The 24,333-nt window shown below is 63.6% G+C and carries 25 protein-coding genes; 10 read left to right on the top strand and 15 right to left on the bottom strand.

All coding sequences use genetic code 11. The annotated features are described in order from the left end of the window. The first annotated feature begins 6 nt into the window (after positions 1-6). Entirely contained in the window at positions 7-564 is a 558-nt protein-coding gene (locus Q7P63_00125) for a YceI family protein (protein ID MDP0498482.1), read from the top strand. Between the two features lie 96 nt (positions 565-660). Here Q7P63_00125 and Q7P63_00120 read toward each other — a convergent pair whose 3' ends face one another. From Q7P63_00120 to Q7P63_00075, 10 genes are all read right to left on the bottom strand, one after another. Continuing rightward, positions 661-1,302 carry a choice-of-anchor R domain-containing protein gene (locus tag Q7P63_00120; protein MDP0498481.1) on the bottom strand — a complete coding sequence of 214 codons (642 nt, stop codon included), beginning with the start codon at positions 1,300-1,302 and terminating at the stop codon, positions 661-663. Between the two features lie 109 nt (positions 1,303-1,411). Beyond that, positions 1,412-2,467 (bottom strand): TOBE-like domain-containing protein, encoded by a 1,056-nt coding sequence (locus Q7P63_00115; protein ID MDP0498480.1) that lies wholly within the window; start codon positions 2,465-2,467, stop codon positions 1,412-1,414. Beyond that, positions 2,464-3,384 carry a sulfate ABC transporter permease subunit CysW gene (gene cysW, locus Q7P63_00110; protein MDP0498479.1) on the bottom strand — a complete coding sequence of 307 codons (921 nt, stop codon included), beginning with the start codon at positions 3,382-3,384 and terminating at the stop codon, positions 2,464-2,466. Before cysW ends, Q7P63_00115 begins: the two co-directional genes overlap by 4 nt. A gap of 22 nt (positions 3,385-3,406) precedes the next feature. Next, positions 3,407-4,255, bottom strand: coding sequence for a sulfate ABC transporter permease subunit CysT (gene cysT, locus Q7P63_00105; protein ID MDP0498478.1), 849 nt, complete (start codon positions 4,253-4,255; stop codon positions 3,407-3,409). 20 nt (positions 4,256-4,275) lie between these two features. Next, positions 4,276-5,013: a hypothetical protein gene (locus tag Q7P63_00100; GenBank protein ID MDP0498477.1), complete on the bottom strand. Its 738-nt coding sequence runs from the start codon at positions 5,011-5,013 to the stop codon at positions 4,276-4,278. Between the two features lie 21 nt (positions 5,014-5,034). Beyond that, positions 5,035-5,775 carry a hypothetical protein gene (locus Q7P63_00095; protein MDP0498476.1) on the bottom strand — a complete coding sequence of 247 codons (741 nt, stop codon included), beginning with the start codon at positions 5,773-5,775 and terminating at the stop codon, positions 5,035-5,037. 71 nt (positions 5,776-5,846) lie between these two features. Continuing rightward, positions 5,847-6,833 carry a sulfate ABC transporter substrate-binding protein gene (locus Q7P63_00090; protein ID MDP0498475.1) on the bottom strand — a complete coding sequence of 329 codons (987 nt, stop codon included), beginning with the start codon at positions 6,831-6,833 and terminating at the stop codon, positions 5,847-5,849. A 47-nt stretch (positions 6,834-6,880) separates the two neighbouring features. Next, on the bottom strand, positions 6,881-8,260 hold the full coding sequence (locus tag Q7P63_00085) for a porin (GenBank protein MDP0498474.1): 1,380 nt from the start codon (positions 8,258-8,260) through the stop codon (positions 6,881-6,883). Positions 8,261-8,399: 139 nt separating this feature from the next. Beyond that, positions 8,400-8,597 (bottom strand): YezD family protein, encoded by a 198-nt coding sequence (locus tag Q7P63_00080; GenBank protein ID MDP0498473.1) that lies wholly within the window; start codon positions 8,595-8,597, stop codon positions 8,400-8,402. Continuing rightward, complete coding sequence (locus Q7P63_00075; protein MDP0498472.1) at positions 8,590-9,144, bottom strand: Rrf2 family transcriptional regulator; 555 nt, start codon at positions 9,142-9,144, stop codon at positions 8,590-8,592. The genes Q7P63_00080 and Q7P63_00075 overlap by 8 nt, the downstream gene beginning before the upstream one ends. A 142-nt stretch (positions 9,145-9,286) precedes the next feature. Here Q7P63_00075 and Q7P63_00070 point away from each other — a divergent pair, with 142 nt between their 5' ends. Genes Q7P63_00070 through Q7P63_00060 form a run of 3 tightly spaced genes read left to right on the top strand, consistent with a single transcriptional unit; the run spans position 9,287 to position 10,899 of the window. Then, positions 9,287-9,598 (top strand): hypothetical protein, encoded by a 312-nt coding sequence (locus Q7P63_00070; protein ID MDP0498471.1) that lies wholly within the window; start codon positions 9,287-9,289, stop codon positions 9,596-9,598. 19 nt (positions 9,599-9,617) lie between these two features. Continuing rightward, positions 9,618-10,418 carry a threonine/serine exporter family protein gene (locus Q7P63_00065; GenBank protein MDP0498470.1) on the top strand — a complete coding sequence of 267 codons (801 nt, stop codon included), beginning with the start codon at positions 9,618-9,620 and terminating at the stop codon, positions 10,416-10,418. A 10-nt stretch (positions 10,419-10,428) separates the two neighbouring features. Continuing rightward, positions 10,429-10,899 (top strand): threonine/serine exporter family protein, encoded by a 471-nt coding sequence (locus Q7P63_00060; protein ID MDP0498469.1) that lies wholly within the window; start codon positions 10,429-10,431, stop codon positions 10,897-10,899. Between the two features lie 68 nt (positions 10,900-10,967). Here the strand turns inward: Q7P63_00060 and tal are convergent, their stop codons facing one another. The 4 genes from tal to Q7P63_00040 all read right to left on the bottom strand — a co-directional run bounded on the left by tal (position 10,968) and on the right by Q7P63_00040 (position 15,072). Further along, positions 10,968-11,945, bottom strand: coding sequence for a transaldolase (gene tal, locus Q7P63_00055; GenBank protein MDP0498468.1), 978 nt, complete (start codon positions 11,943-11,945; stop codon positions 10,968-10,970). 333 nt (positions 11,946-12,278) lie between these two features. After that, positions 12,279-13,157 (bottom strand): glucose-1-phosphate thymidylyltransferase RfbA, encoded by an 879-nt coding sequence (rfbA, locus tag Q7P63_00050; protein ID MDP0498467.1) that lies wholly within the window; start codon positions 13,155-13,157, stop codon positions 12,279-12,281. Positions 13,158-13,353: 196 nt separating this feature from the next. Continuing rightward, complete coding sequence (rfbB, locus tag Q7P63_00045; GenBank protein MDP0498466.1) at positions 13,354-14,415, bottom strand: dTDP-glucose 4,6-dehydratase; 1,062 nt, start codon at positions 14,413-14,415, stop codon at positions 13,354-13,356. A 48-nt stretch (positions 14,416-14,463) separates the two neighbouring features. Then, positions 14,464-15,072: a TetR/AcrR family transcriptional regulator gene (locus Q7P63_00040; protein ID MDP0498465.1), complete on the bottom strand. Its 609-nt coding sequence runs from the start codon at positions 15,070-15,072 to the stop codon at positions 14,464-14,466. A gap of 128 nt (positions 15,073-15,200) precedes the next feature. On the opposite strand from Q7P63_00040, the gene Q7P63_00035 reads away from it, so the two are divergent. Further along, the gene (locus tag Q7P63_00035; protein MDP0498464.1) at positions 15,201-15,974 is read left to right on the top strand and encodes a 3-oxoacyl-ACP reductase family protein; all 774 of its coding nucleotides are present in this window, start codon (positions 15,201-15,203) and stop codon (positions 15,972-15,974) included. Positions 15,975-16,243: 269 nt separating this feature from the next. On the opposite strand, the gene Q7P63_00030 is transcribed toward Q7P63_00035, so the two are convergent. Continuing rightward, positions 16,244-19,102 carry an insulinase family protein gene (locus Q7P63_00030; protein MDP0498463.1) on the bottom strand — a complete coding sequence of 953 codons (2,859 nt, stop codon included), beginning with the start codon at positions 19,100-19,102 and terminating at the stop codon, positions 16,244-16,246. Between the two features lie 164 nt (positions 19,103-19,266). Between Q7P63_00030 and Q7P63_00025 the strand changes: the two genes are divergently transcribed. The 5 genes from Q7P63_00025 (at position 19,267) to Q7P63_00005 (ending at position 23,940) form a co-directional block, all read left to right on the top strand. Further along, the gene (locus Q7P63_00025) at positions 19,267-19,743 is read left to right on the top strand and encodes a Fur family transcriptional regulator (GenBank protein ID MDP0498462.1); all 477 of its coding nucleotides are present in this window, start codon (positions 19,267-19,269) and stop codon (positions 19,741-19,743) included. A gap of 6 nt (positions 19,744-19,749) precedes the next feature. Then, positions 19,750-20,676 carry an RluA family pseudouridine synthase gene (locus tag Q7P63_00020; protein MDP0498461.1) on the top strand — a complete coding sequence of 309 codons (927 nt, stop codon included), beginning with the start codon at positions 19,750-19,752 and terminating at the stop codon, positions 20,674-20,676. A 268-nt stretch (positions 20,677-20,944) separates the two neighbouring features. After that, entirely contained in the window at positions 20,945-21,388 is a 444-nt protein-coding gene (locus Q7P63_00015) for a bifunctional nuclease family protein (GenBank protein ID MDP0498460.1), read from the top strand. Positions 21,389-21,468: 80 nt separating this feature from the next. Further along, a complete protein-coding gene (locus Q7P63_00010) occupies positions 21,469-22,539 on the top strand; it encodes a tRNA-dihydrouridine synthase family protein (protein ID MDP0498459.1) in 1,071 nt (356 codons plus the stop codon). Positions 22,540-22,632: 93 nt separating this feature from the next. After that, the gene (locus Q7P63_00005) at positions 22,633-23,940 is read left to right on the top strand and encodes an O-acetylhomoserine aminocarboxypropyltransferase/cysteine synthase (protein ID MDP0498458.1); all 1,308 of its coding nucleotides are present in this window, start codon (positions 22,633-22,635) and stop codon (positions 23,938-23,940) included. The last annotated feature ends 393 nt before the right edge of the window (positions 23,941-24,333 follow it).

The raw sequence follows: 24,333 nt of genomic DNA, 5'->3' as shown, positions 1-24,333 counted from the left end.
GTCAGCATGTCCCTCCTCGCCGCGGCCTCCTGGGCCCAGGCCGAAGTCCTTGTTTACAAGGTAGACCCGGTTCACTCGGGCGTGAACTTCAAGGTGCGCCACTTCCTCAACCAAGTCCCTGGAGCCTTCCAGAACTTCACCGGTGAGATCCACTTCGACAAGGATCACCCGGAGAAGAGCAAGGTGGTGGGCGAAATCCAGGTCGCCTCGGTCGACACCCGCAACTCCGACCGCGATGCGCACCTCCAAAACGAAGATTTCTTCAACGCCCCCAAGAACCCCACCATCACCTTCGAATCCACCAAGTGGGAGCAAGACGATGATGACAAGGACGAGTTCAAGGTGACGGGCAACCTCACCATGGCCGGCGTGACCAAGCAGGTGACGCTCGACCTCGAATACCTCGGCGAAATGGAAGGCCGCAACGGCCAGATGGTCTCCGGCTGGGAAGCCGAAACCAAGATCAAGCGCTCCGACTGGGGCATCACCTACGGCTCCGGTATGGTGGGCGACGAAGTCGAAATCGAACTCAACATCCAGGCCAAGCGCGGCGGCGAAAAGTAAACTGCCCGCCTGCTCTATTCAGCCCGTAAAATTTGAAAAGCCTCCCGGATCGCCGGGAGGCTTTTTTGATAAGAGCAAAGCGTTGCTCGGGAGGGGCTATGCGTTGCGACGGCGGCGCCAGGCGACAAAGCCGAGCGTGCCGAGGCCAAGCAGGGCCGCGTATTCCGCCGGTTCCGGGACGGCTGCGACTTCCGTGCCCAGTATCTGGAAGGTGTTCAACGTGCTCGAGCCACCGTAAGTCGCGCCATTGGTGTTGGAGAAGTAGTGGCCCAGGTAGGTAGCCTCACCACCCGGCGTACTTTCAATATGCGCCGCCATCCAGTCAAAACCGCCTGCGGTGGTGTCGATCATGAGCCAGTAGGTCGTGTTGGCGGAGAGCGTCAGGGTCGAGGTGGGCGTGAAGGTGAAGTCTGCGATCGTATCGGAATCGGAGGAAGGAGCCTGCAACATGCCCACCAAGGCGTCAGGCATGCCCTCGCTATCGGCATAAAAGCCAATGGCTGCCGTATCGAAGGATGAGTTGTAGCCGCCCAACTGCAGCGTAACGGCATCGACGGTGTAGCTGAGCTCCGGCATGGTAAAGAGCACTCCTTTCTGGCCAACCCCAGCGGAAATCGTGCTGCTGAAGTAGTCGTTGGCCGGCGGGTAATTCCCGAGGATGTTTACGGAGGCGGAGACGGAATGAGACGAAATGGCGCCGAGCAAAGCGGCGCCGATAATCATGATAATCTTAGACATAGGGCCTAGATCATAGCAATTAGAGTATTTTTACTCAATCTATATGAGTATTTTTACCCAGTATTTACGGTCGCCGATTCTGGAATCGGCGACCGCGCGTTGATTTGTATCAGCCGACCTCCTGCTCCACCAACTGGCGGCGACCCTCCGCGCCGGTGGCAAAAAGCCGAATGTGGCGGAAGCGCAGGCCCACCACTTGCCCGGTCTTGAGCTTGAGGTGGTCGAGCTCCGCCCGCGGCACTTCGGCTTCGAGGATCTCGCCCGCACCCACGCGTTCCAGCGTCACTCGCCCGACGCTGCCGGCGGAGAAGATATGGAGCACGCGCGCGTCGACGCCCGTCTTGCCGGGCTGCTCCAGCAGCTCGATGTCGTGCGGGCGCACGTAGAGGCTCTCCTTGGAGTCGATCCGCACGTGGCCGAGCCCGGCGGTGACGCGATTGACGTTGCCCATGAACTCGATCACGAAGGGCGACTCGGGATGGTCGAAGACTTCCTGCGGCGGGCCGACCTGCTCGATCTTCGCCTGGTTCATCACCACCACCTCGTCGGCCAGCTCCAGCGCTTCCTCCTGGTCGTGGGTGACGAAGACGGTCGTCAACTGAATCTCTTCGTGGAACTGGCGCAGCCAGCGGCGCAAGTCCTTGCGCACCTTGGCGTCGAGCGCGCCGAAGGGCTCGTCGAGCAACAGGATGCCGGGGCGGATCGCCAGCGCGCGGGCCAGCGCGACCCGTTGCCGTTGACCGCCCGAGAGCTGGTGCGGCAGGCGGTTGCCATAATCGGCGAGCTGCACGAGGCGCAGCAGCTCCTGCACGCGGTCCCGGATCTCGTCGCGCGCCGGTCGCTCCTTGGCCTTGCGCACGGTGAGGCCGAAGGCGATGTTGTCGGCCACCGTCATGTGGCGAAAGAGCGCGTAGTGCTGGAAGACCATGCCCACGCGGCGTTCGCGCGCCGTGGTGTGGCTGACGTCTTCGCCGTGGAAGCGCAGGGCACCGCTGCCGCGGTCGGGCGTTTCGAGGCCCGCCAGGATGCGGAGCAGGGTTGTCTTGCCCGAGCCGGAGGGGCCGACGAGCGCCACAAGGTTGCCCTTCTTCACGTGCAGAGACACGTCGTTGAGCGCCTTGGTCGTGCCGAAGGTCTTGGAGATGTTGAGGGCTTCGATGCTCATGATACGGAAAGCTGATGGAGGGGCGTGTTGTCGGGCCGGCGCATCTTCTCGCGCAGCTCGGCGTTGCGGGCGAGGCGCCATTCGATCAGCGACTTGCCCGCGAGGGTGAGGAGGGCCAGCAGCGCCAGAGATGTCGCCATGGCGAAGGCGGCCACGAAATTGTATTCGTTGTAAAGAATCTCGACGTGCAGCGGCACGGTGTTGGTCATGCCCCGGATGTGGCCGGAGACGACCGAGACGGCACCGAACTCGCCCATGGCCCGCGCATTGCAGAGCAGCACGCCGTAGAGCAATGCCCAGCGCACGTTGGGCAGGGTGACGCGCCAGAAGATCTGCCAGCCGCTCGCGCCCAGGAGGTAGGCGGCCTGCTCTTCCTCGCGCCCGGTGGCCTGCATCGCTGGGATCAGCTCACGCGCGACAAAGGGGAAGGTGATGAAGACGGTCGCCAGCACGATGCCCGGCACCGCAAAAACGATCTGCACGCCCATCGAATCGAGCCAGGGGCCCAGAAAACCGTGCGCGCCAAAGAGCAGCACGAAGATCAGGCCCGCGATCACCGGCGAGACCGAGAAGGGCAAGTCGATCAGCGTGAGCAGGAAGCTCTTGCCCGCAAAGTCGTGCTTGGCGATCAGCCAGCTGGCCACCAGGCCGAACACGAGGTTGAGCGGCACACTGATCACCGCCACGAGCAGCGTCAGGTAAATCGCATGTTGCGCGTCGGGATCCTGAAAGGTCGCGCAAAACAGCTCGACGCCCTTGCGAAAGGCCTCGGCAAATACGGCGCCCAAGGGAGCCACGAGCACGAGCACCAGAAAGGTGAAAACGAAGCCGAACAGCGACCAGCGTAGCCAGCGGGGGTCGTCGACCGCCCGGGCGGGGCCGCTGCGGCGGCTAAAGGATGGTAGGGAACCTGCCATGGGATGAAGAAAATTGAAGGGCTTAGGCGCTATGGCCGAGGCGGCGGCTGGCCCAGCGTTGCAGGAGGTTGATCACGAAGAGGCAGAGGAAGGAAACGACGAGCATCGCCACCGCGATGGCCGTCGCCCCCTCGTAGCTGTATTGCTCGAGCTGGGTGATGATGAGCAGGGGCGCGATTTCGGTGCGCATCGGCATGTTGCCGGAGATAAAGACGACCGAGCCGTATTCCCCCACCCCACGGGCAAACGAGAGCGCAAAACCCGTGAGAATCGCGGGCAACAGGGCCGGCAGGATCACGCGGCGGATCGTCTGGCTGCGGCTCGCGCCCAGCGTGGCGGAGGCTTCCTCCAGCTCAGCCTCGAAATTCTCGAGCACAGGCTGCACGGTGCGCACCGCAAACGGCAGGCCGATGAAGATCAGCGCGATCACAATACCGGCGGGCGCAAACGCCACCTTGAGGCCCAGCGGCTCCAGCACCGAGCCGAACCAGCCGTTGCGGGCGTAGAGCGCGGTGAGCGAGATGCCCGCGACGGCAGTCGGCAGCGCAAACGGCAAGTCGATCGCCGCGTCCACCAGGCGTCGCCCCGGGAACTGGTAGCGCGTGAGCACCCAGGCCACCGCCGTGCCGCCGACCACGTTGACGAGGCCGGCGATGAAGGCGGTGAGGAACGAAAGCCGGAGCGCGGCCAGCACCCGAGGCTGCGATAGCTCGGCCCACAGGCCGCCCAGCCCAAGCCCGGAGGCTTTGAGAAACAGGGCGGAAAGCGGGATGAGCACCACCAGCCCGAGGTAGCTGAGGGTGAGCCCCAGCGTGAGCCCAAAGCCGGGCAGGCGCGCCCGGCGAGGGTAGTTGGAGGGGGTCGATGACATGGGATCGGGTTTAACGCGCGTTATTCGGCGAGCTCGGGCAGGGCATGGAGTTGTGCCTCCGCATGCGCCCGCAGGAAAACGACCAGCAGTTGGCTGATCCAGTGGACCGCGAGGTTGGAGGCCCAACTACGGGGCACGGCGATTTCCACTTCCCAGGGGCCTTCGGCGGGGGCTTCCAACAGCCGCAGGCTCGCGCCCTCCGCGACGATGGTGTCTTCCGACAGGAGGCGATCGAGGGCGTCCCAGGAGCGACGCACGGCCTGGCGGACGGGCGAAGGGCCGGCCACTTTCACATGCAGCGCATCGTCGGTCGAAGTCCGGATGCTCACTACGCCGTCGAGGGCCGAGGTGTGGAAGGCGTCGATCTGGCGGTCGAGCAACGCGGCCAGCTCCGGGCTCGCGGCAGCATCGCCTTCGAAGCCCACCGGGTCGGCCACGGGCAACACGCGCAGCACGGTGCCGGTCGCCACGCGGGGCTGCAGCGCGAGCCGCTCGATCAGCTGCATGAGGATCTCCGGCAGCGTGGTGTCGCGGCCTTGGTTGTGCCCCACCAGCCCGATAAAGTGGGTCTCCAGATCGGGGTGTGGCGGGCCGAAGACCGTGAAGATGGGCAGGCCGTATTTGCGCCCGCCAAAGTGGATGAAGTGGCGGATGTCGCCGACGAGCGTGCGGGAAAACTCGCAGTGCTCGACAAAGCCGCTGAGGAGCGCACGGGCTTGTTCGCGAAACTCGGGATGCAAATGTTCGATGTGCTTCATGGTATCGAAGGGTGAGTGGGTTCAGATGCCGTAGGCTTCGGAGGCGTGGGCCGCGAAGCGGTAGAGGATCGTTTGCAGGGCAGCGAGCGACGCCTCGAAATCGGGATCGCTCAAGACGAGCGGCAGGTGGAGCCGGAGCTCGAAGGCCCGCCGCGGCAGAAGGGGCCCCAGCGAAAGGGGCCCGTTTTCCGGCAGCCGCTTCTCGAACAGCAACGACCAGTGGAACCAGCCTTGCGAATCGAAGGAGCGCGCCAGCTTCTCGGGCAAGCCGAGGAACTGCACCGTAGGGTGCACCACTCCCGCGTTGGAGCGGACGGTTACAAAACCGTCGTAGACAAAGTGTTGAAAATCGGCCATCAGGGCCGTGGTCAGCGGATCGGCCCGGTCCAGCCAGTCGACATCGAGCGCGTGGAGCGCCACCTCGGTCCGATTCTCGCGGGTATTGAGGTCGAGGCCGGGGTAGGCCACCAGATCCGGGAAGGAATCGTCGCGCCGGCGGGAGAGGCGCTCGACAAACTGGAGGATGAAATCGCTGGCCAGCACGTCCTGATTGCCCGCCCCCGCCAACAGGGCCACGAGGGCCTGGTGCTGACGCCGCCCGGCCCCAAAAACAAGGAACCGCGACATGCACACCTTGGCTTCGCGAGTAAGGGCGTGGGTGGGCACCGGGGAGGCGAAGAGGAAGTCCGAGCGCTCACTACGCTGCACGAGCAGCTGGAACAAGGCCTGGACTTGTGGCGTGATCGATGTGGAGGGCGTCATGATGAAGGCGGGGGGTGGAGGGTGAGATGTGGCGGGAGAGCCGTGGAGCGCTCCCGCCACGGGGGCGAAGGTCAGCGCTTGGACAGGTAGATCTGGTCGAAGACGCCGCCGTCGTTGAAGTGGCGCTTTTGGGCGGCCTGCCAGCCACCGAAGGCCTCGTCGATGGTCACGAGCTTGAGGTCGGGGAAGCGCGCGAGGTCTTCCTTGTCCGCATACTCGGGCTTGAAGGGCCGGTAGTAGTTCTTGGCCGCGATGCGTTGACCTTCGGGCGAGTAGAGCCCTTCGAGGTAGGCCTGCGCCAAGTCGAGGTTACCGGCGGGCTTGGCATTGCCGTCGACGACCGTCACCGGCGGCTGGGCAAGGATGCTGAGCGAAGGCACCACGATCTCGAACTTGTCGGGCCCCAGCTCGTTAAGGGCCAGGAAGGCTTCGTTTTCCCAGGCCAGGAGCACGTCGCCGATGCCGCGCTGGACAAAGGTGGTGGTGGAGCCGCGGGCCCCGGAGTCGAGCACCGGCACGTGGCGAAACAGCTCCGTCACATAAGCCTGCGTCTTGGCTTCGTCGCCCTTGTATTCTTCGCGGGCCCAGGCCCAGGCGGCGAGATAGTTCCAGCGTGCGCCGCCGGAGGTCTTCGGGTTGGGCGTGATCACTTCCACGCCCTTGCGCACGAGGTCGGGCCAGTCGTGGATGCCCTTCGGGTTACCCTTGCGCACGAGGAAGACGATGGTCGAGGTATAGGGGGCGCTGCCGTTGGGCAAACGCTCCTGCCAGTTGTCCGGGATCTTGCCGGTGTGCTCGCCGATGGCGTCGATGTCGTAGGCTAGGGCCAGCGTCACCACGTCGGCCTTGAGGCCGTCGATCACGGCACGGGCCTGCTTGCCCGCCCCGCCGTGGGACTGGCGGACGGTGAGGTTGTCGCCCGTCTTTTCCTTCCACTGCTTCTGGAACCACGGGTTGTACTCTTCGTAGAGCTCCCGGGTCGGGTCGTAAGACACATTGAGCAGCGTGCGGTTGGCCGCGAAGGCGCTGGTGGCGGTAAGGGCCGAAATGAGGCCCATGAAGATCAATTTGCGAAAGTTCATGACAAAAAAACGTTTGGGAGAGGTTAGAAATCGAGTTGGAAGCGGGTCTGGATGACTTGTTCGGTCGAGCGGTCGGCGCCTTGGCCGGAGAAGTCCGTCACCTCGTAGGCGAGGGCGATCAGGGTGTTGTCGGTGAGGGTCCAGTTGAGGACTGCGCCGTAGCCTTCGGCTTTTTGGGCCGAGCCGTTGCGGGCGAGGCGGGTCGTGGCATCGCCGGAGAAGGCTTCGTCGCCCACCTCGAGCGTGTGATAGCGCAGGCCGAGCTCGAAGGCGCCCCAGTGGCCGTCGGCCGGGTTGAAGGGGTTCTTCGGGCGCACGCCCTCGTAAGAGGCCTTTTCGCCCGTCACGACCCAGCCGACCTGGAAGGTAAAGCCGTCGCTATCGACCGATTGGCCCACTCCCCCCCGCGTCAGGTCGTAGGACGAGCGGACCCACTCGGTCAGCACACCCACCGGGCCGTAGTACCAGGAGGCGTAGGCGTTGAGGCGGGTATGATCGCCGTCGATCAACGCCCCGTCGGCGTAACGGAAGAAGGTGTTACGGCCTGAGGTGCGGTAGCGGATGCGGGCATCGCGGTCGCTATCGGCAATGGTGACGTTTTCGTCGCCGATCGACCCGGCCACGCCCACCGTCAGCCCTTGGAATACGCTGTCTTCGGCGTGGGCGAAGGGGCGCAGGCTCAGCCCCGCAGCCACGTCGAACCCATCGCTCAGGTTGGCGTTGTTGGACTGGTCGGTATCGTCGAGCGTGCCGTTATAGACCCCCAGGTTCCAGGAGACCACGTCGTCGAACGCCGCGCCGTTGAGCTGCAGGCCGATCTCGCGAGTGGCCGTGAGCACGCTCGGCAGGCCGCGCTCGATGAAGAGCGTCTTGCTGAACGACTGGAGGCGCTCGTAGCCGACGGGGCCCTTGAACTTGCCCGCCTGCAGCGAGAGGCCATCGGTCAGCTCCAACTCACCCCAGGCATCGATAATGCGCACGGTGCCCGCCAGCTCTGGCATGAAGCGCCAGGAGACGGGGCCGGCGACGCCTTGGATGACTGGGCGGACGCGGCGGAGCGTGAAGCCGTTGGTGCCGTCGTCGTCATCCGGGAAGAAGTTACCGTCGACCTGGATGCGGGGGCGGATCCGGATGTTGAACGACTTGTCGGTCGCTTCGACCACGAGCCCGCGGCGGTTGACTTGCACCGAGACGTTGCTGCTCGGGGCGGCAGGGGCCGGTGGCGGTTGGCTTTCGAGGGCGGCGAGCCGGTTCTGGATCGCCGCGAGCTGGGCTTTGAGGGCTTCGACCTCCTGCGCAGGGCTTTGCTGTGCGCCTAGAGTGACGGCGGCAAAGCTGCTGGCGGCCAAAAGCAGTTGCTTACGGAAGAATGGGCGCGAAAGCGGCCCAAGGTAGTGTGGCATATAGCTGGTCTCTGCGAGAACCAGCTTCCGGTGGTCCGGTCAGCGGCAAAGCGAAATCCCATGGCGGATTTCGTGAGTGATGCGGGATAGATGCCTCCGGTCTGGTGCCGGTCGGCCGGAAAAATACAGGGACGCGGGGCTACTTGCGCCGGGTAGGCGAGAGCCGGGTGCGTTCCGTCTTCTGGACTTCGATCACCGATCCTTGATGGATCGTGAGGGTGACTTGTCCGTAGCTCAATTCACCGACGTAGCGGGCGGTCAGCTCCAACCAGTCGGGCAGCGGTGTTCCTGGCTCGGGAGCGGAAACCGCCGGAGAGGAAAGCGATGGATCATTCATGTGGGCGAGTGAGTTCGGCGAGGAAGCCGTCCGCCGGGTTGGCCCGTTCCTGGTCAACCGGCAGCGGCAGGCTGTCCTGCGGTGTCAAAAAGTAGTGGTCTACCCCGTCGCGGCGCAGCTTGCGCAGGGTGATCTCGACCACGTCGTGCAACGAGTAGCGGTCGAGGATGTTCGAGACGGCGTTGCGAACGTCGATCATGAGCATGCGCAGGCCGCAGTGCGTTTCGTCGGGACAGGAGCAGCGCTCGTAGGCCGTCTTGCTCGCACAACCGATGGGGGCCAGCGGCCCGTCGAGGAGGCGCACGATTTCGCCGATCTTGATCTCGCGGGTCGGCTTGGCCGCGAAGTAGCCCCCGCTCTTGCCGCGCACCGTGTCCACATAACCAGCCGCCCGCAGCTGCAGGAGGATCTGTTCGAGGAACTTGAGCGGCAAGTTGTCGGCCGTGGCAAGGGTAGCGGCTGGCACCCGGTCGTGCCCCACCTCCTGGGCGATTCCCAGGTTGATGAGGGCTCGCAAGCCATATTCGGCCTTTTTGGAAAGCTTCATAATTTCCCTACTATTTCAGTAGTCTTTAAGAAGTCAACATAGATGTCTGGTTTTTTCTGCATGGGAATAACTTTTCTGGTGGGCACGGGAATGGCGTGAGCTTTCGCTTGTGTCTTGGGGCCGGGCGCTTAGCCTGCGCGATGTGAAAAATTACGCGCTGCCCCTCTTTTCGTTGGTGGACCAGCACAAGGTAAACCTCGACAGCCCACAGTTGCCGCAACTGGCGGAGCAGCTGCAGCTGTTTCTGGGGAGCCGGTTTGGCCTGCATGCGCTCGATTGCCGGATCGAAGTGCTGGAGCGCAAGCGAGCCGTGTTTGTGCTCAACGGCGTGGAAGAGGAAGACCTCGCCCCCCTCTTCGCCCTCGCCGACGCGCAGGGCACGACGGTGTTTCGCTACGAGCGTAGCGGGACCGACGAGGTGACGCTGACCCCGCTGGCGGTCAAGCCAGACTAGGCCTCCCTACTCTCCCCCCATGGAAGCCTCTGCCTCCCTGCCTGCCGCCCCCGGCCTGGCCCCCTTGAGCCAACTCGTGGGCCTGCTCTTGCGTATCGCGCGCCTGTTGCTGGAAAACGGCGCCGAAACCCGCCGCACTTTCGAGACGGTCCAGCAAATGGGCCGGTCGCTCGGCGTGGAAGAGCTGCACGTGCTCGTCACCCACCGCTCCGTCATGATGACGGGCACCCGCGGCGAAGAGCACATCACCCGTATCATCCGCGTCAATACGTTGAGCGTGAACTTCACCATGGTCTCCGGCATCAGCCGCCTGCTCAAGCGCTACCAGCGGGGCGAGCTGAGCCTGGCCAAGGTCGAGAGCGAGCTGCAGCGCCTGACCGCCATGCCGCCGCACTACCCGCGCTGGCTCGTGATCACGATGGTGGGGCTGGCCTGCGGGGGCTTTTCGCTGCTCTTCGAGGGCGACTGGCAGGCCTTCGTCGCGTGTGTGGTGGCGGCATCGCTCGGCCTCTTCGTGCGGCAAGAGCTGCACCACCGTGCCTTCCAGCCGCTGCTCTACTTTTTTGCCACCGCGCTCGTTTCCAGCTTTGTGGCCAACCTGTTGGCGCGCCTGCTCGACAGCAGTAACCCCAACGCCGCACTCGTCGCCTCCGTGCTGATGCTCGTGCCCGGCGTCCCGATGATCAACAGCGTGGCCGACCTCGTGAAAGGCCACCTGCTGACGGGGATCGCCCGCGCCACGACCGTCGTGCTGATCACCTTTGCGGTCGCGCTCGGGCTGCTCGCCTCGATGTATCTCGGAGGCTTCACCAAATACTGAGGGTGCTGCGATGTTTGTAATCCTGTACAAAGCCTGCTCCGCCGCCCTGGCCGCCCTCGGGTTTGCCGTGCTCTTCAATGTGCCCAAGCGAACGCTGGTGGCCTGCGCGCTCTGCGGTGCCTTTGGCGTCTCCCTCCGGCTGGGCCTGCTCCACTGGAGCGAACACCACATGCACCTCGCGGCCGCTACCTTGATCGCCGCTGGCGGGGTGTCGCTGTTGGGCGAGTTCTTTTCGCGCCTGCTCAACGCGCCGCCCGCCGTATTCACCGTACCCGGGGTGATCCCGATGGTGCCCGGCAGCCTCATGTTTCGCACCATGGTGGGCTTCCTGCGCCACACCAACCCTGAGTTGCCAATCGACTATCAGGCGCTGGGGGCCGATCTCCAGCTGGGCCTGACGGCATTCCTGACGCTCACCGCCCTGGCCGTCGGCATCGCCATGCCCAACCTGCTCTTCTACCGCCGCCGCCCGGAGATTTGAGGGGGCACAAAAAAACGCGCGGCAGCGCTGGGCCACCGTGCGTTTTCTTAAAAAAGGCGTAAGCCTGCTTAGGCGATCTGCTTGCGGATCATGTCGCGCAGCTTGACGGCGTCGGCACCGAACTTGCGGATGCCTTCGGCCAGCTTTTCGGTGGCCATGGCGTCGTCGTTCAGCATCCAGCGGAATTCCTTTTCGTCGAGGTGGATCTGCTCGATGTCGAGGTCCTTGGCGGCGCTTTCGTTGAGCTTCTCCGCCAGTTCGGCGTCGCTCTTGCTCAGCTCTTCCAGCAGGTTCGGAGAGATGGTGAGCAGGTCGCAACCGGCGAGCTCGACGATTTCACCCGAGTTACGGAAGCTGGCACCCATGACCTCGGTCTTGTAACCGAACTTCTTGTAGTAGTAGTAGATCTGGGTGACGGACTGCACGCCCGGATCTTCCGCGCCTTGGTAGTCGCGGCCGGTTTCCTTCTTGTACCAGTCGAGAATGCGACCGACGAAGGGGCTGATGAGCGTAATGCCGTTTTCGGCCGCCACGATGGCTTGGGCGAGGCTGAAGAGCAGCGTCAGGTTACAGTGGATGCCTTCGGCTTCCAGCACCTTGGCGGCTTGCAGGCCTTCCCAGGTGGAAGCGATCTTGATCAGGATGCGCTCCTTGGCGATGCCCTTGTCGGCGTAGAGCTGGATCAGCTCGCGCGCCTTGGCGATCGTGGCTTCGGTGTCGAAGGAGAGCTTGGCGTCCACTTCGGTGGACACGCGGCCAGGGACGATCTTGAGGATCTCGATGCCGAAGAGGATCAGGAGACGATCCATCACGGCTTCGACCAGCTCGTCGCCCTTGGCGCCGGTTTGCTTGGCTTCTTCGATGGCCTTGCCGATCAGGGGGCGGTAGGCGTCGTCACTGACGGCCTTGAGGATCAGCGTCGGGTTGGTCGTGGCGTCCTGGGGCTCGTAGGCCTTCAGTTCCTGGAAGTTGCCGGTGTCGGCCACCACGGTGGTAAATTGTTTCAGTTGGTCGAGGGTCGACCGCTTGACCTGAGTCGTGCTCATGAGAGGGTTAGGGCTGAGATTACGGATATGAACTCCCCTCAACTAAAGCCCCTTCGGCCTTGAGGTCAACGCCAGTGACACATGCGCGTATGAAGATGCATCATGATTTGCGTGAATGGGATCGGGAAAAAAGGCAAAAGGGAATTGGAACAGGAGTTAAAAGGAGTGAAAAAGAGTAGAGGCAAAACATTGGATCCACAGAAGGGCACGAAGAACACAAAGGCCCAAGGATCCTCTACATCTTGAAGATTTCCTTCTTCGCGTGCTTTGCGTCCTCCTGTTTGAAAATACTCCTTTAACTCCCCAAACTCCTGTTCAAAAAGAACCCATCCTTCACTGTTTCAGCAATTTGTGGAGGTATTGGGCGTAGCTGCTCTTGCCCATGCGGCGGGCTTGCTCGGTGAGGGCAGCATCGTCGATCCAGTGCATGCGCCAGGCGATTTCTTCGAGGCAGGCGATGGCGAGCCCCGTGCGTTCCTGCATCACGCCGATGAACTGGCCAGCGTCGAGCAGGCTCTGGTGGGTGCCGGTATCGAGCCAGGCGGTGCCGCGCCCGAGCTTTTCCACGTGCATCTGGCCTTCGCGCAGGTAACGGGCTGCCAGGTCGGTGATTTCGAGTTCGCCGCGCGCGCTGGGCTTTTGCTCGCGGGCGTAGCGGGGGGCGTCGGCGTTGAAGTAGTAGAGGCCCACCACGGCCCAGTCCGAGGGCGGGTCGGCAGGCTTTTCGATGATCTGGTCGACTTGCCCGGCTTCATTAAAGCCCACCACGCCGTAGCGGTGCGGGTCGGCCACCTGGTACACGAACACCGTCGCCCCATCGTCGCGGGCGGCGGCGGCCCGGAGCTGTTGGGGCAGGCCCGTGCCGTAAAAGAGGTTGTCGCCCAGCACGAGGGCCGAAGGCGCACCCGCCAGCCAGTTTTCGGCGATGGTGAAGGCCTGCGCGATGCCGTCGGGGCTGGGCTGCTCGGCATAGCTGAAATGCACCCCAAACTGGCTACCGTCGCCCAACAGGCGCTGAAACATCGGCAAGTCCTGCGGCGTCGAAATGACCATCATCTCGCGGATCCCCGCCAGCATGAGCACCGAGATCGGGTAATAGATCATCGGCTTGTCGTAGACCGGCATGAGCTGCTTGCTGACCGGCAGCGTGAGGGGGTAGAGACGCGTGCCAGAGCCTCCGGCGAGGATGATGCCTTTGCGATTTGGGGCCATGGGAAGGAGATTTTGGAACAGGAGTTAAAAGGAGTGAAAAAGAGTTTTTTAAACAGAAGGACGCAAAGGACACGAAGAATGGAATCTTAAAGAAATAAAGTTCAGGGGCTTCGTGTTCTTTGCGTCCTTCTGTTGAGCAAATATTCTGCCTCTACTCTTTTTCACTCCTTTCAACTCCTGTTCAAGCCAGACCACCTTACCCCAGGCCGAGGCGCTGGCGTTGGTAGCGGCGGTTGGTGATGGCGTCGCACCAGGGGCGGTTGGCCAGATACCAGTCGACGGTGGCTGCGAGGCCTTCGGCGAAGGTGACTTGCGGTTGCCAGCCGGTGAGGGCGTGGAGCCGTCCCGGGTCGATGGCGTAGCGGCGGTCGTGGCCGGGGCGGTCTTTGACGAAGCGGATCTGCTCGGCGTAGGAGCGGCCATCGGGGCGCGGACGACGGGTATCGAGCAGGCGGCAAAGCTCGCGCACGAGGTCGAGGTTGGTCCGCTCGCTCTGGGCGCCGACGTTGTAATGCTCGCCCGGTTGGCCTTCTGCCAGCACATCGACGATGGCGCGGGCGTGGTCCTCCACATAGATCCAGTCGCGCACGTTGCCGCCGTCGCCGTAGACGGGCAGGTCGCGGCCATCCAGCGCGTTGAGGATCATCAGCGGGATCAGCTTTTCCGGGAACTGGTAGGGCCCGTAATTGTTGCCGCAATGCACGGTGAGCACCGGCAGGCCGTAGGTGTGGAAAAAGGCGCGCACTGCCTGGTCGCCTGCGGCCTTGGAGGCGGCATACGGGCTGTTGGGCGCGTAGGGGTGGTCTTCGGTGAAAGGTGCGTCGTCGGGCTCGAGCGAGCCGTAGACTTCGTCGGTCGAAATCTGCAGCAGGCGGAACTTGCCTTGCTCGGCCGGGGTCAGCTCGCGCCAATAATCGCGGCAAGCCTGCAGGAGGCCGAGCAGCGACATCACGTTGCTCTCGAAAAACGGCGCGGGATCGTCGATGGAACGGTCCACATGGGTTTGCGCGGCGCAGTTGATCACGCGGCGCACGCTCTCTTCGCGCAACAGACGCCCCACCCGCTCGCGGTCTCCAATGTCGCCCTCGACGAGGCGGAAGCGCGGGTCGGCCTGCAGATCGGCGAGGTTTTCGCGCACCCCCGCGTAAGTGAAGGCGTCGAGCACGATGAGCCGTCGGTCGGCAAAGCGCTCCCAAGGCCAGTTGCGAACGAGGTTGGTGCCGATAAAGCCGGCTGCGCCAGTCACCAGGATACTCACGCGCAACGTTTTAGGCGTAAGCGCTCGCTGGCGCAAGAACGGAAACGCTCAACCCGCCACCGCACGCACCGCCAGTTCGACGACCGGCTGCAGTTCTTCACGGGTGGCCCCGTCGCGCGCTTGCGAGGATAGGCCGCGAACCTGCACGGCCAGGAAGCGCGCCAAGTCCGCCGGGGAAGCATCGGCAGGCAACGCACCTTCCGCCTGCGCCCGCTCCAGCCGTTGGCGCAATGCCGTCTCATTGGCGGTGCGACGGCGCTTCAGCTCTTCAAAGACGGAAGCCTCGGCCTCGCCGCAGGAGCCGACCCCCTGCACCACGAGACAGCCGCGTGGTTCCTGGCCCGAGCACTGGAGGCCTACCACCAAGCCAAAAAACGCCCGCAGCGCATCGCCCAAATCAGGCCGGTTCAGCGCCTCTGCGGTGGCTGCGCTGCCACGCGCCTGATAATGGTCGAGCGCCTGACGAAAGAGGCCTTCCTTGCTGCCAAACGCGGCGTAGAGGCTCGGAGGGTTGATGCCCATCGCCTTGGTCAGCATCGACATCGAGGCGGCTTCGTAGCCGTGGACCCAAAACACTTCCATCGCCCGCTCGAGCGCCTGCTCAAGGTCGAAGGCGCGCGGACGGCCTTTGCGGGAGGATGTTGAAACGGTGCCCATGCCTCTAAATCTGGGCACAAATCGGGTGGTCGCAATATTTTTATAGTGAAAACTACAAAACGAGTTGACGGCACCAGAAAAATCGAATCTGTAATGATCATTACACAAACAACCAGTTCAGCACGCACATGAGCCAAACCACTGCCACCACCTCCGCTTCCCACGCGCCGCTCGCCGGCAAGATCGCCCTCGTCACGGGCGGTTCTCGCGGTCTCGGCGCAGCCATCGTCCGCCGCCTCGCCGCCGACGGCGCGCACGTCGCCTTTACCTACGTCAGCTCGGCCGACAAGGCCAACGCACTGGCCGAGCAGGTCCAGACCCTCGGCGTCCGCGCCCTCGCGATCCAGGCGGATTCCGCCCGCCCGGAGGCCGTCGAAAACGCCATCCATCAGGCCGCCAAGGAGCTGGGCGGGCTCGACATCCTCGTCAACAACGCCGGCGTCGCCGCTGGTGGGCCTATCGACCAGACCTCGCTCGAAGACTTCGACCGCCAGTTTGCGGTGAACGTGCGCGGGGTCTTCGTCGCGATCAAGACGGCAGCCGGCTACCTCAAGGAAGGCGGTCGCATCATCAACATCGGCAGCGTCTTGGGCGACAGCACACCCCTGCCCGGCCTGTCGGTCTACTCTGCGACCAAATCTGCCGTCGCTGGCCTGACCCGTGGGGCTGCCCGCGACCTCGGCCCGCGCGGCATCACCGTCAACAACATCCAGCCCGGCCCGATCGACACCGACATGAACCCGGCCGACGGTCCCGGAGCCGACGCTCAGCGTGCGCTGCTTTCGATCAAGCGCCACGGCAAGGCGGAGGAAATCGCCGCCGCCGTCTCCTACCTCGCCAGCCCGGGCGCAGCCTTCACTACCGGCATTTCGTTGAACGTCGACGGCGGCTTCAACGGCTAAGCCTTCACCCGCTTGATTTGACGACGAGTAGACCCCGGTTCAGCACGAGCCGGGGTTTCTGCTTTGGTCGAATTGAAAATAGAGGTTTACCAGAGAAGGCAGAGAAATGATCAGGAAGACGACTGTATGGCCTTACCATTTTAATTTCTCATCTTTGATAGGAAAATCGATTGCCGCGCTTCTCTGCCTTTTCTGCTTTTTCTGGTGAATAAAAAAGCTCCGACCTCACTGAAGAGGCCGGAGCTGAAAAGAATCCTTGTTTTGTGGTCCTACTCCGTTGGTGCGTCGCCTTCGAGGGGCACGGGCTGGATGATGATGCGGAGGGCGCGGTCGGGCTGGAGGTATTGCTCGGCCAGCGGGAGGACTTCGGCTGCCGTCATCTTCGGGTAGTCGATGAAAAGCGAGCGCGACCATTCGAGCTGTTCGGGGTGCGAATCGGCGCCCAGCAGCACGCGACCCAGCCAGTAGGGGTTGTTACGCTGTTGCTGCTCCAGCGCCTTGATGCGCGGCAGCAGGAGGCGTTGGAACTCGTCTTCGTCAAAGCCCTCATGCGAGAGGTTGTCGCCGATCTCGACCAGCAGGCCCGCGATTTCCTCGGCGTGCTCGGGGTCGCAATCCACGACCGCCCGCAGGTAGCCATAACCTTCGTAGACCTGACTCGACAGATTGTAGGCGTAGGGGCTGTAGGCCTGGCCGATGGCTTCGCGGATCTTCAGGCGCATGCGGTCGTCGAAGATGTCGGCCAGCATACTGAGACGACGGACGAGGAAGATGTCGTCCATATCGACGGTGGGCCACGCCACGATGACGCGTGCCTTGGGCAACTCGCTGCCAAAGGTGAAGGTCTTCGCATCGGGCGGCGTCGGCTGCTCGAGCTTGCGTGACTTCGGGTAGTCCGGCAGCTTCGTCTCGCGGTCGGGCAAGGCACCGAAGGTGGCGGCCACGGCGTCGATCACGGCCTGCTCGTCGATGTCGCCGACGACGGCCAGCTCCAGCTTGCTCTTTTGCAAGGCAGGCGTCAGCCAGGCCTTGACCTCGTCCAGTTGACGGCTCGCGACGGTTTCCATGGGCGCAAAGCCGAACCGAAAATCGTCCCCGCTCAGGTAGGCGGCCACCTTGTCGGCCGCGACACCGTCGGCGGTGTGCAGGATCGACTGATAGATCTGCGGCAGCGTCTGGCGGAAGCGGCGGGCGGCCTCTTCGCGATAGCCGGGGTGCGTGAGGTAGGCCACCATCAAGTCGAGCTGCAGGTCGAGGTCGTCCATCGTGGTAACGCCAGCCAGCGTAAAGGCGTCCTCACCCACCGAGAAGCTGGCACCCACGTTGTGGCCGGCCAAGAGGCGGTTGAGGTCGTCCGCGCTGTGGGCCTCCAGGCCGCCGGAAATAAAGGTCGCCTCCGTAAACATGGCCAGGCCGCGCTGATCCGGCTGGAGGGTCAGCATGCCACTGCCCAGCGTAGCGGCCACGCGCACATTGTTTTGCTCGAAGGCAGTCTTCTTGAGGTAGAGCACCACGTGGTTGTCGAACTCGACGCGCAGCGTGTTTTCGAGGCCTTCCACCGGCTCGCGGCTCACTACCTTGGCCGGCTCTCCCCACTCGGCGTAGGCAAACTCGCCCAACTCGCGGTCTTCGTAGGGTTCCACCTCCGTCTTTCGGCTGGCCTCATAGCCACGGCGCAGCTTGAGGGCTGCATCGGCATCGCGCGCCTGGCTTTCGAGCCGCACCATGCGGTCGTCGGTCGACCAGGCGGCGCGCCAGGCATCGAGCACCACCTCGGGGGTCAGATGCGCGCGGTATTCTTCAAAAAGCTCCAACTGCTGCTCGGCGTCGAGATACACCTTGCCCTTGCTCAGCAGCGCAACGAATTCGTCGGCCAAGGAGCGAGATTGGCGGGAAGGGGCCTGCGCAACCGCCGTCTCCAGCATGTTTTGCTGATTGGCGAGAAAGACTTCGAGCTCGGACTGGGTAAAGCCGTGCTCCAGCGAACGCCGCAGCTCCTGCTCGATCAGCGGCAGGGCCTGCTCCCACTGCTCAGGCGAGGTGCGGGCGTAGATGCCGGCAAACTCGACGAAGTTGAGCATGGTGTAGCCGTAGCTGTGGGCGGAGGTAAAGGGGGCGCCTTCCTGCTTGGCCAGCTCTTCGAGGCGGCGGTCGAGCATCAGGTTGGCGGCGTCGATGGCCAACTGGTAAAAGCGGGCCTCCTTGCTGTCGCGGTCATACATCGGGTAGCGCGAGGTGGCGATGGAGACCTCGGTCGCGGTCAACTCCGGATCGCTGTAGACGCTGAAGGCCTCGCCTCGGCTCAGAATGCCGCCGAGCGCCGGGTCGGGCAGCGTCTCTTCCAGCGGCTCCATGGAAGCAAAGTGCTGCTCGATGGACGCCTTGATCTGCTCCGGGTCGGCATCGCCCACTGCGACCACGGCCATGCGGTCGAGCGTATACCAGGAGTCGTAATAATCGCGAAAATCTTCCGCCATCATCGCCTTCAGCTCCTGCGTCTGGCCGATGGGCATGCGGTTGGGGATCAGCGAATACGGGAGCGTCCAACGGAAGCCGTCGATCGACGCACGGTAGTCGGCGTTGTCGCGGTCGCGCATCTCGCTGAGGATGACGCCGCGCTCGCGGTCCACCTCTTCCTGCAGCAGCAGGAGGCCGTCGGCGTAGTCGCGCAAGGCGAGCATGGCGGTGTCGAGGGTCTGCTCTTTCAAGTCGGGCAGCTCAAACTTGTAGACCGTCTCGTCGAAAGTGGTGTGGGCGTTGGTATCGGCGCCGAAGCTCATGCCCAGGCGCTGGAAAATCTCGACCAGCTTGCCCGGCTCGATGTTTTTGGAGCCGTTGAAGGCCATGTGCTCCAGAAAGTGGGCAATGCCCTGCTGCGCGTCGGTCTCCATCAGGCTGCCCGACTCCACCAGCAAGCGCAGGCTCAGGCGACCCGGGGGCTCCTGGTGCGGCACGATCGCGTAGCGCAGCCCGTTGTCGAGCTGGCCATAGACGACGTCGGCCGCCGGTTGCAGGTCGCTCGCTTCCTGCGGCCAGTCGGCCGCATCGGAGGCGTAGGGAGACTGAGGAGCCGCCAGCAGCGGGGAGGCGGCCAAAAACACGGCCCCGAGGCGGCCAAGAGAAGACACAAGTGACGCTCGTCGCATAACGGATGTAACCCCACTATAGGGGACTCGTGGCAGCAAGCGAGCCCGCACCGAGATTTTCTGCAAACAAGGCCCCGGCGGAAAATTTCGTTCTTGCGAGTCAAAGGGCTGGACGTTTTTGTTACAGATGTCTCAATAAATACGGAATGGCCCAACCCGCAGACCACAACCCGACCGACATGGACGCCGCGCGCGAGACCTTTCGCGAGTTTCTCGGGCGCAAAGGCTTGCGGGTCACCAACCAGCGCATGGCGATCTTCGAAGCCGCCTACCGCAACCCTCAGCACTTTACCGCCGAGGAACTGCTGGACCAGGCCCGCGCCATCGACCGCTCGGTCTCCCGCGCCACCGTCTACCGCACGCTGCCCATCCTGACGGAGAGCAACCTCGTGCGCGAAATCGACGTGGGCAAAGACTACAAGTTTTACCTCGCCAGCCAAGGCAAGCAGGTGGAGCGCGCCCAGGTCGTCGACCTCGAGAACGACAAGATTTACGAGATCGACGCGCCCTTCCTCGAATGGTACGCGCGCTCGATCGCCGAAAAGGTCGGCCTCGAAGCCGTCTCTTCCCGCCTGCAGGTGCAGGCCCGCCCGATCCGCCCCAACCCGGCCCCCAAGGAGTAAGCAGCCATGCCGGACGACCGCCACGTCTTCAAGCGGGCGGAACCGATCCGCCTCGATGCCCTGGTTCGTGAATGGCTGCAAGGCAGCTGGAACCAGACGCGCGCCGCCATCTCCACCGGCAAGATCTGGCTCGACGGCCAGCCAGAGACCGACATCGCCCGCATGGTGATCGAGGGCCAGCTGGAATACCGCCCCAACACACCCCGCGCCGACCGCACCGCCGTGCTGACGGATGCCGACGTGCTCGCTTTTACCTCCGATTACGTGGTGGTGCGCAAGCCTGAGGGCCTGATGACGGTGCCCTACGAGAACGAACGCGACACGCTGGAATCGCGCGTGCGTCGCTGGGTCGAGAAGAAGCGCCAGCAACAAGGCCGCCCCTATCTCGGCTGGGTCCACCGGCTCGACAAGGAGACGAGCGGCCTCTGCGTCTTCGCCACCTCCATCCGTGGCAAGCAGGTGCTGCAGCAACAGTTCCAGAGCCACGCCGCCCAGCGCGTCTACCACGCCATCGTCGAAGGCCGTGCGCTCAGCGGCACGATCGAGACCGACCTCGTGGCCGACCGGGGCGACGGCAAGCGCTCCAGCGTCAACAAAGTCTTCCCCCACCGCCGCAAGAACCCGGGGCCCACGCAGCACGCCATCACCCACGTGCAGGCCACCGTCTTCGGCCAGCGCCTCTGCCAGGTCGTCTGCCACCTCGAAACGGGCCGCACCCACCAGATCCGCATCCACCTTTCCGAGACCGGCACCCGCATTGTCGGCGACCCCGTCTATGGCGAGACGGCCCTGCCCCGCGAGATCGTGCCGCCCCGCATGTTCCTCCACGCGGTAGAGCTTAGCTTCACCGACCCGGCTACCGGCCAAAAAGTCACCTTCGAAGACCCTGTGCCGCAAGTCTTCCGCGACTTCTGGGCGAAGGTGGAGGGGTAAGAGTTGGTTTTTCAGCCGCAGATGGACGCGGATTTACGCGGATGAAGAAGGAATATGGTGATTCTTTGCCCGTCGGCTGCCGCAACGTCACCATCGGCAGACACCGACTTTCAAAGATTCTTCTATCAGCGAAAATCCGCGTTCATCTGCGGCCAAATTGCCTTGAGAACCTGGACGCCAGACCAGTTTAACTCACCCCTGCCCTTCCGTCAGCCTAACCCGCCCGCCGGGCTTGCGCGTGGGGCGGAGGAATGCGTATAGTGGGGGTATGAACAAGGATGTGGTCCGTGTCTCGATCAAGGGGGTTATGCCCACCTCCAATGGCTGTGCCATTTTTCTGGGGCCGGAGGAGAAGACGTTTATCATCTACGTCGATACCATGATCGGGCGCGCCATCTCCGACATCGTCAACCAGGTCTCGCGCGAGCGGCCGATGACGCACGACCTGATGGCCAACATCCTCGTCGGCCTCGGTGTGGAGCTGACCCGCGTGGTGATCAACGACGTGGTGGAACGCACCTTTTACGCCCGCATGATCCTGAAGATGGACAACGAGCTGGGCTCCAAGATCGTGGAGATCGACGCGCGCCCGAGCGACGCCATCGCACTAGCCCTGCACGAGAACAAACCGATCCTGGCCGCCCGCCGCGTCGTCGACTCCGAGGAAGACATGACGGAGCTGCTGGAGCGCATCCTGAAAGAGCAGGAGTAGCCTGCCCGAAGCGATTGGCGGGTTTTTCGCTTGGCGTCACCGGCGTCTTGGCGGAAAGATCGACGTTTCCTTTCTGAACCGTGCCGAAACCGCTTCCAGACCCGATTGTGCCCGGCCAGCCATGGACCGCCCTGGCGCCGATGCAAGATGTGACCGACCTGCCCTTTATGCAGGTAATCGGCCACTATGGCCCGCCCGACTACTTCTTTACCGAGTATTTCCGCGTGCACGAAACGTCGCGGCTGGACAAGCACATCCTGGAGTCGATCACCGAACAGACGACGGGGCGACCGGTTTTCGCGCAGTTGATCGGGCACGACCTGGTGCACCTGCGCCGCACGATCGAGGAGCTGCTGAAGCACCCCATCGCGGGCATCGACCTCAACATGGGCTGCCCGGCCCCCAAGGTCTACCGCAAGAACGTGGGCGGCGGCCTGTTGCGCAACCCCGACGACATCGCGGAGATCTTTGCGGTGATGCGCGACGCCTCGCCCGGCCTCTTCACGGTCAAGACGCGCATCGGCTTTGAAGATACCCGCCACCTCGACCGCGTACTGGAGCTGGTCAACGAAAACCGCGTCGACCTGCTGAGCCTGCACGGGCGCACGGTCAAGGAGCTCTATCGCAGCGAGGTGCACTACGACTGGATCCGCTACGCCCGCGAGCGCGTCGACTGCCCGATGTTTGCCAACGGCAACGTGCAATCGGCCACGCACTGCGAGGAGGTACTGCGCGAGACGCGTTGCGAAGGCGCGATGATCGGCCGCGGCGCGATCCGCAACCCCTGGATTTTCCGGCAGATCCGCGAGCATTTTGCCGGGCAGCCGATTTTTGAGCCCCGGCTGGGCGACGTGCGCGACTACATCGAGCGGCTTTGGATCGCCACAACCAAGCCGGACGTGCCCGACCGCAACCGCCTGAACAAGATGAAGAAGCTGCTCAACTTCGTCGGCACGGGAGTGGACCCCGACGGCGCGTTCCTCAAGGAGATGCGGCGTGCGCGGGAGGTAGACGACTTTTTCGCGATCTGCGACGCCCACCTGGCGGGCGAGCGGGCGCAGGAGCCATTTGCGAGCGAGCCTTACGCGGGCGTTGTCGCGCGGCCCAACTGCGAAGTGCCGATCGACACCGATGACGGCTGCCGCTTGTAAAGGCACGCGCTTACCGATTGCCAAGACACCGGCAAGCGCTTTACCTTCGGCGCTTTCCGAAACGAACAACCCCACCCTATTGGACGTATGACGATGAAGCCCATCCCCTCCGGCCTCGGCACCAAGGCCCTGCACGCCGGTCAAAAGCCCGACCCTGCCACCGGTTCCCGCGCCGTGCCAATCTACCAGACGACGAGCTACGTGTTCCGCGACACCGAGCATGCGGCCAACCTCTTCGCACTCAAGGAGCTGGGCAACATTTACACCCGCATCATGAACCCGACGAGCGACGTGCTCGAGCAGCGCGTTGCGGCCCTCGAAGGCGGCACGGGCGGCCTCGCCCACGCTTCGGGCAGCGCGGCGGTGACCAATGCCATCCTCAACGTCGCGGGCGCGGGCGACCACATCGTCTCCGTCTCGCAGCTCTACGGCGGCACCTACAACCTCTTCCACTACACGCTGCCCAAGCTCGGCATCGAGGTGTCGTTTGTCGACGGCAACGACCCGGATGCGTTCCGCGAGGCGACCAAGGACAACACCAAGGCCTACTTCGGCGAGTCCATCGGCAACCCGAGCCTCACGATCTTCCCGTTTGAGGAAGTCGCCGCCATCGGGCGCGAATTCGGCATCCCGCTGATCATCGACAACACCGCCCTCAGCCCCGCGCTCTGCCGTCCGATCGAGCACGGCGCAAACGTCGTCGTCCATAGCCTCACGAAGTTCCTTGGCGGTCACGGCACCAGCATCGGCGGCATCGTGGTCGACGGCGGCAATTTCGACTGGGCGGCCAGCGGTCGCTTCCCCGGCTTCACCACGCCCGACAACTCCTACCACGGCCTCGTCTACTCCGACGTGTTCCAGAGCTTTGCCCCGGCGGGCGGCGCCAACATCGCCTACATCATGAAGATGCGCCTCCAGTTGCTGCGTGACACCGGCAACTGCGCCTCGCCCTTCAACAGCTTCATGCACCTCCAAGGCATCGAGACGCTGCACCTGCGCATGGAGCGCCACTGCAGCAACGCCCAGAAGGTGGCCGAGTTTCTGCAAAAGCACGAGAAGGTGGCGTGGGTCAACTACCCCGGCCTGCCCGACCACCCGCACCACACCCGTGCCCAGCAATACCTGACGGGCGGCTACGGCGCGCTGCTCGGCTTCGGCGTCAAGGGCGGCCTCACGGCCGGTCGCAAGTTCATCGAGCAGCTGAAGGTGTTCAGCCACCTCGCCAACATCGGCGACGCCAAGAGCCTCGCCATCCACCCGGCCAGCACCACGCACAGCCAGTTGAGCGAAAAGGAGCAGATCACCACCGGCACCCTGCCCGACTACGTGCGCCTCAGCATCGGCATCGAAGACCCGGCAGACCTCCTCGCCGACCTCGACCAGGCCCTCAAGGCAGTCTAAGGGACGCGTAACAGACGGTTTTATGGCAAGGGAGGCGGCAACGTCTCCCTTTTGTGTAGCTACCAATAAATGCCTCACGCCAAGCCGCAAAGGCGCAAAGAACGGAAGACAATGCCCAGAAATCGAAGATTTGGCTTCTTTGCGTCTTGTAGGTTTCCGTGTGTTCAGATTTTGCCGGGAATCTTCTGCGGGTATGGCCATCTGGCCTGCTCAAGAAGAGATTGGCGATGGCCTCAGCCTGTTGGCAGGCTTGGGGGGCCAGGGATCAGCGGGGCCGGTGGCCACCGGCCCCGCTGAAGCTTCGGGAGAGATCATTTTGCGTCTGGAACCGCTCCGATGTCGGAGCGAAGTTCATCGCCGAGCAGGGATCGCTCGAAGCGTCCTGGCTTAATC

The organism is Verrucomicrobiota bacterium JB022, from assembly GCA_030673845.1.
Lineage (GTDB): Bacteria > Verrucomicrobiota > Verrucomicrobiia > Opitutales > Oceanipulchritudinaceae > WOUP01.
This window is presented reverse-complemented; position numbering and strand designations above follow the sequence as displayed.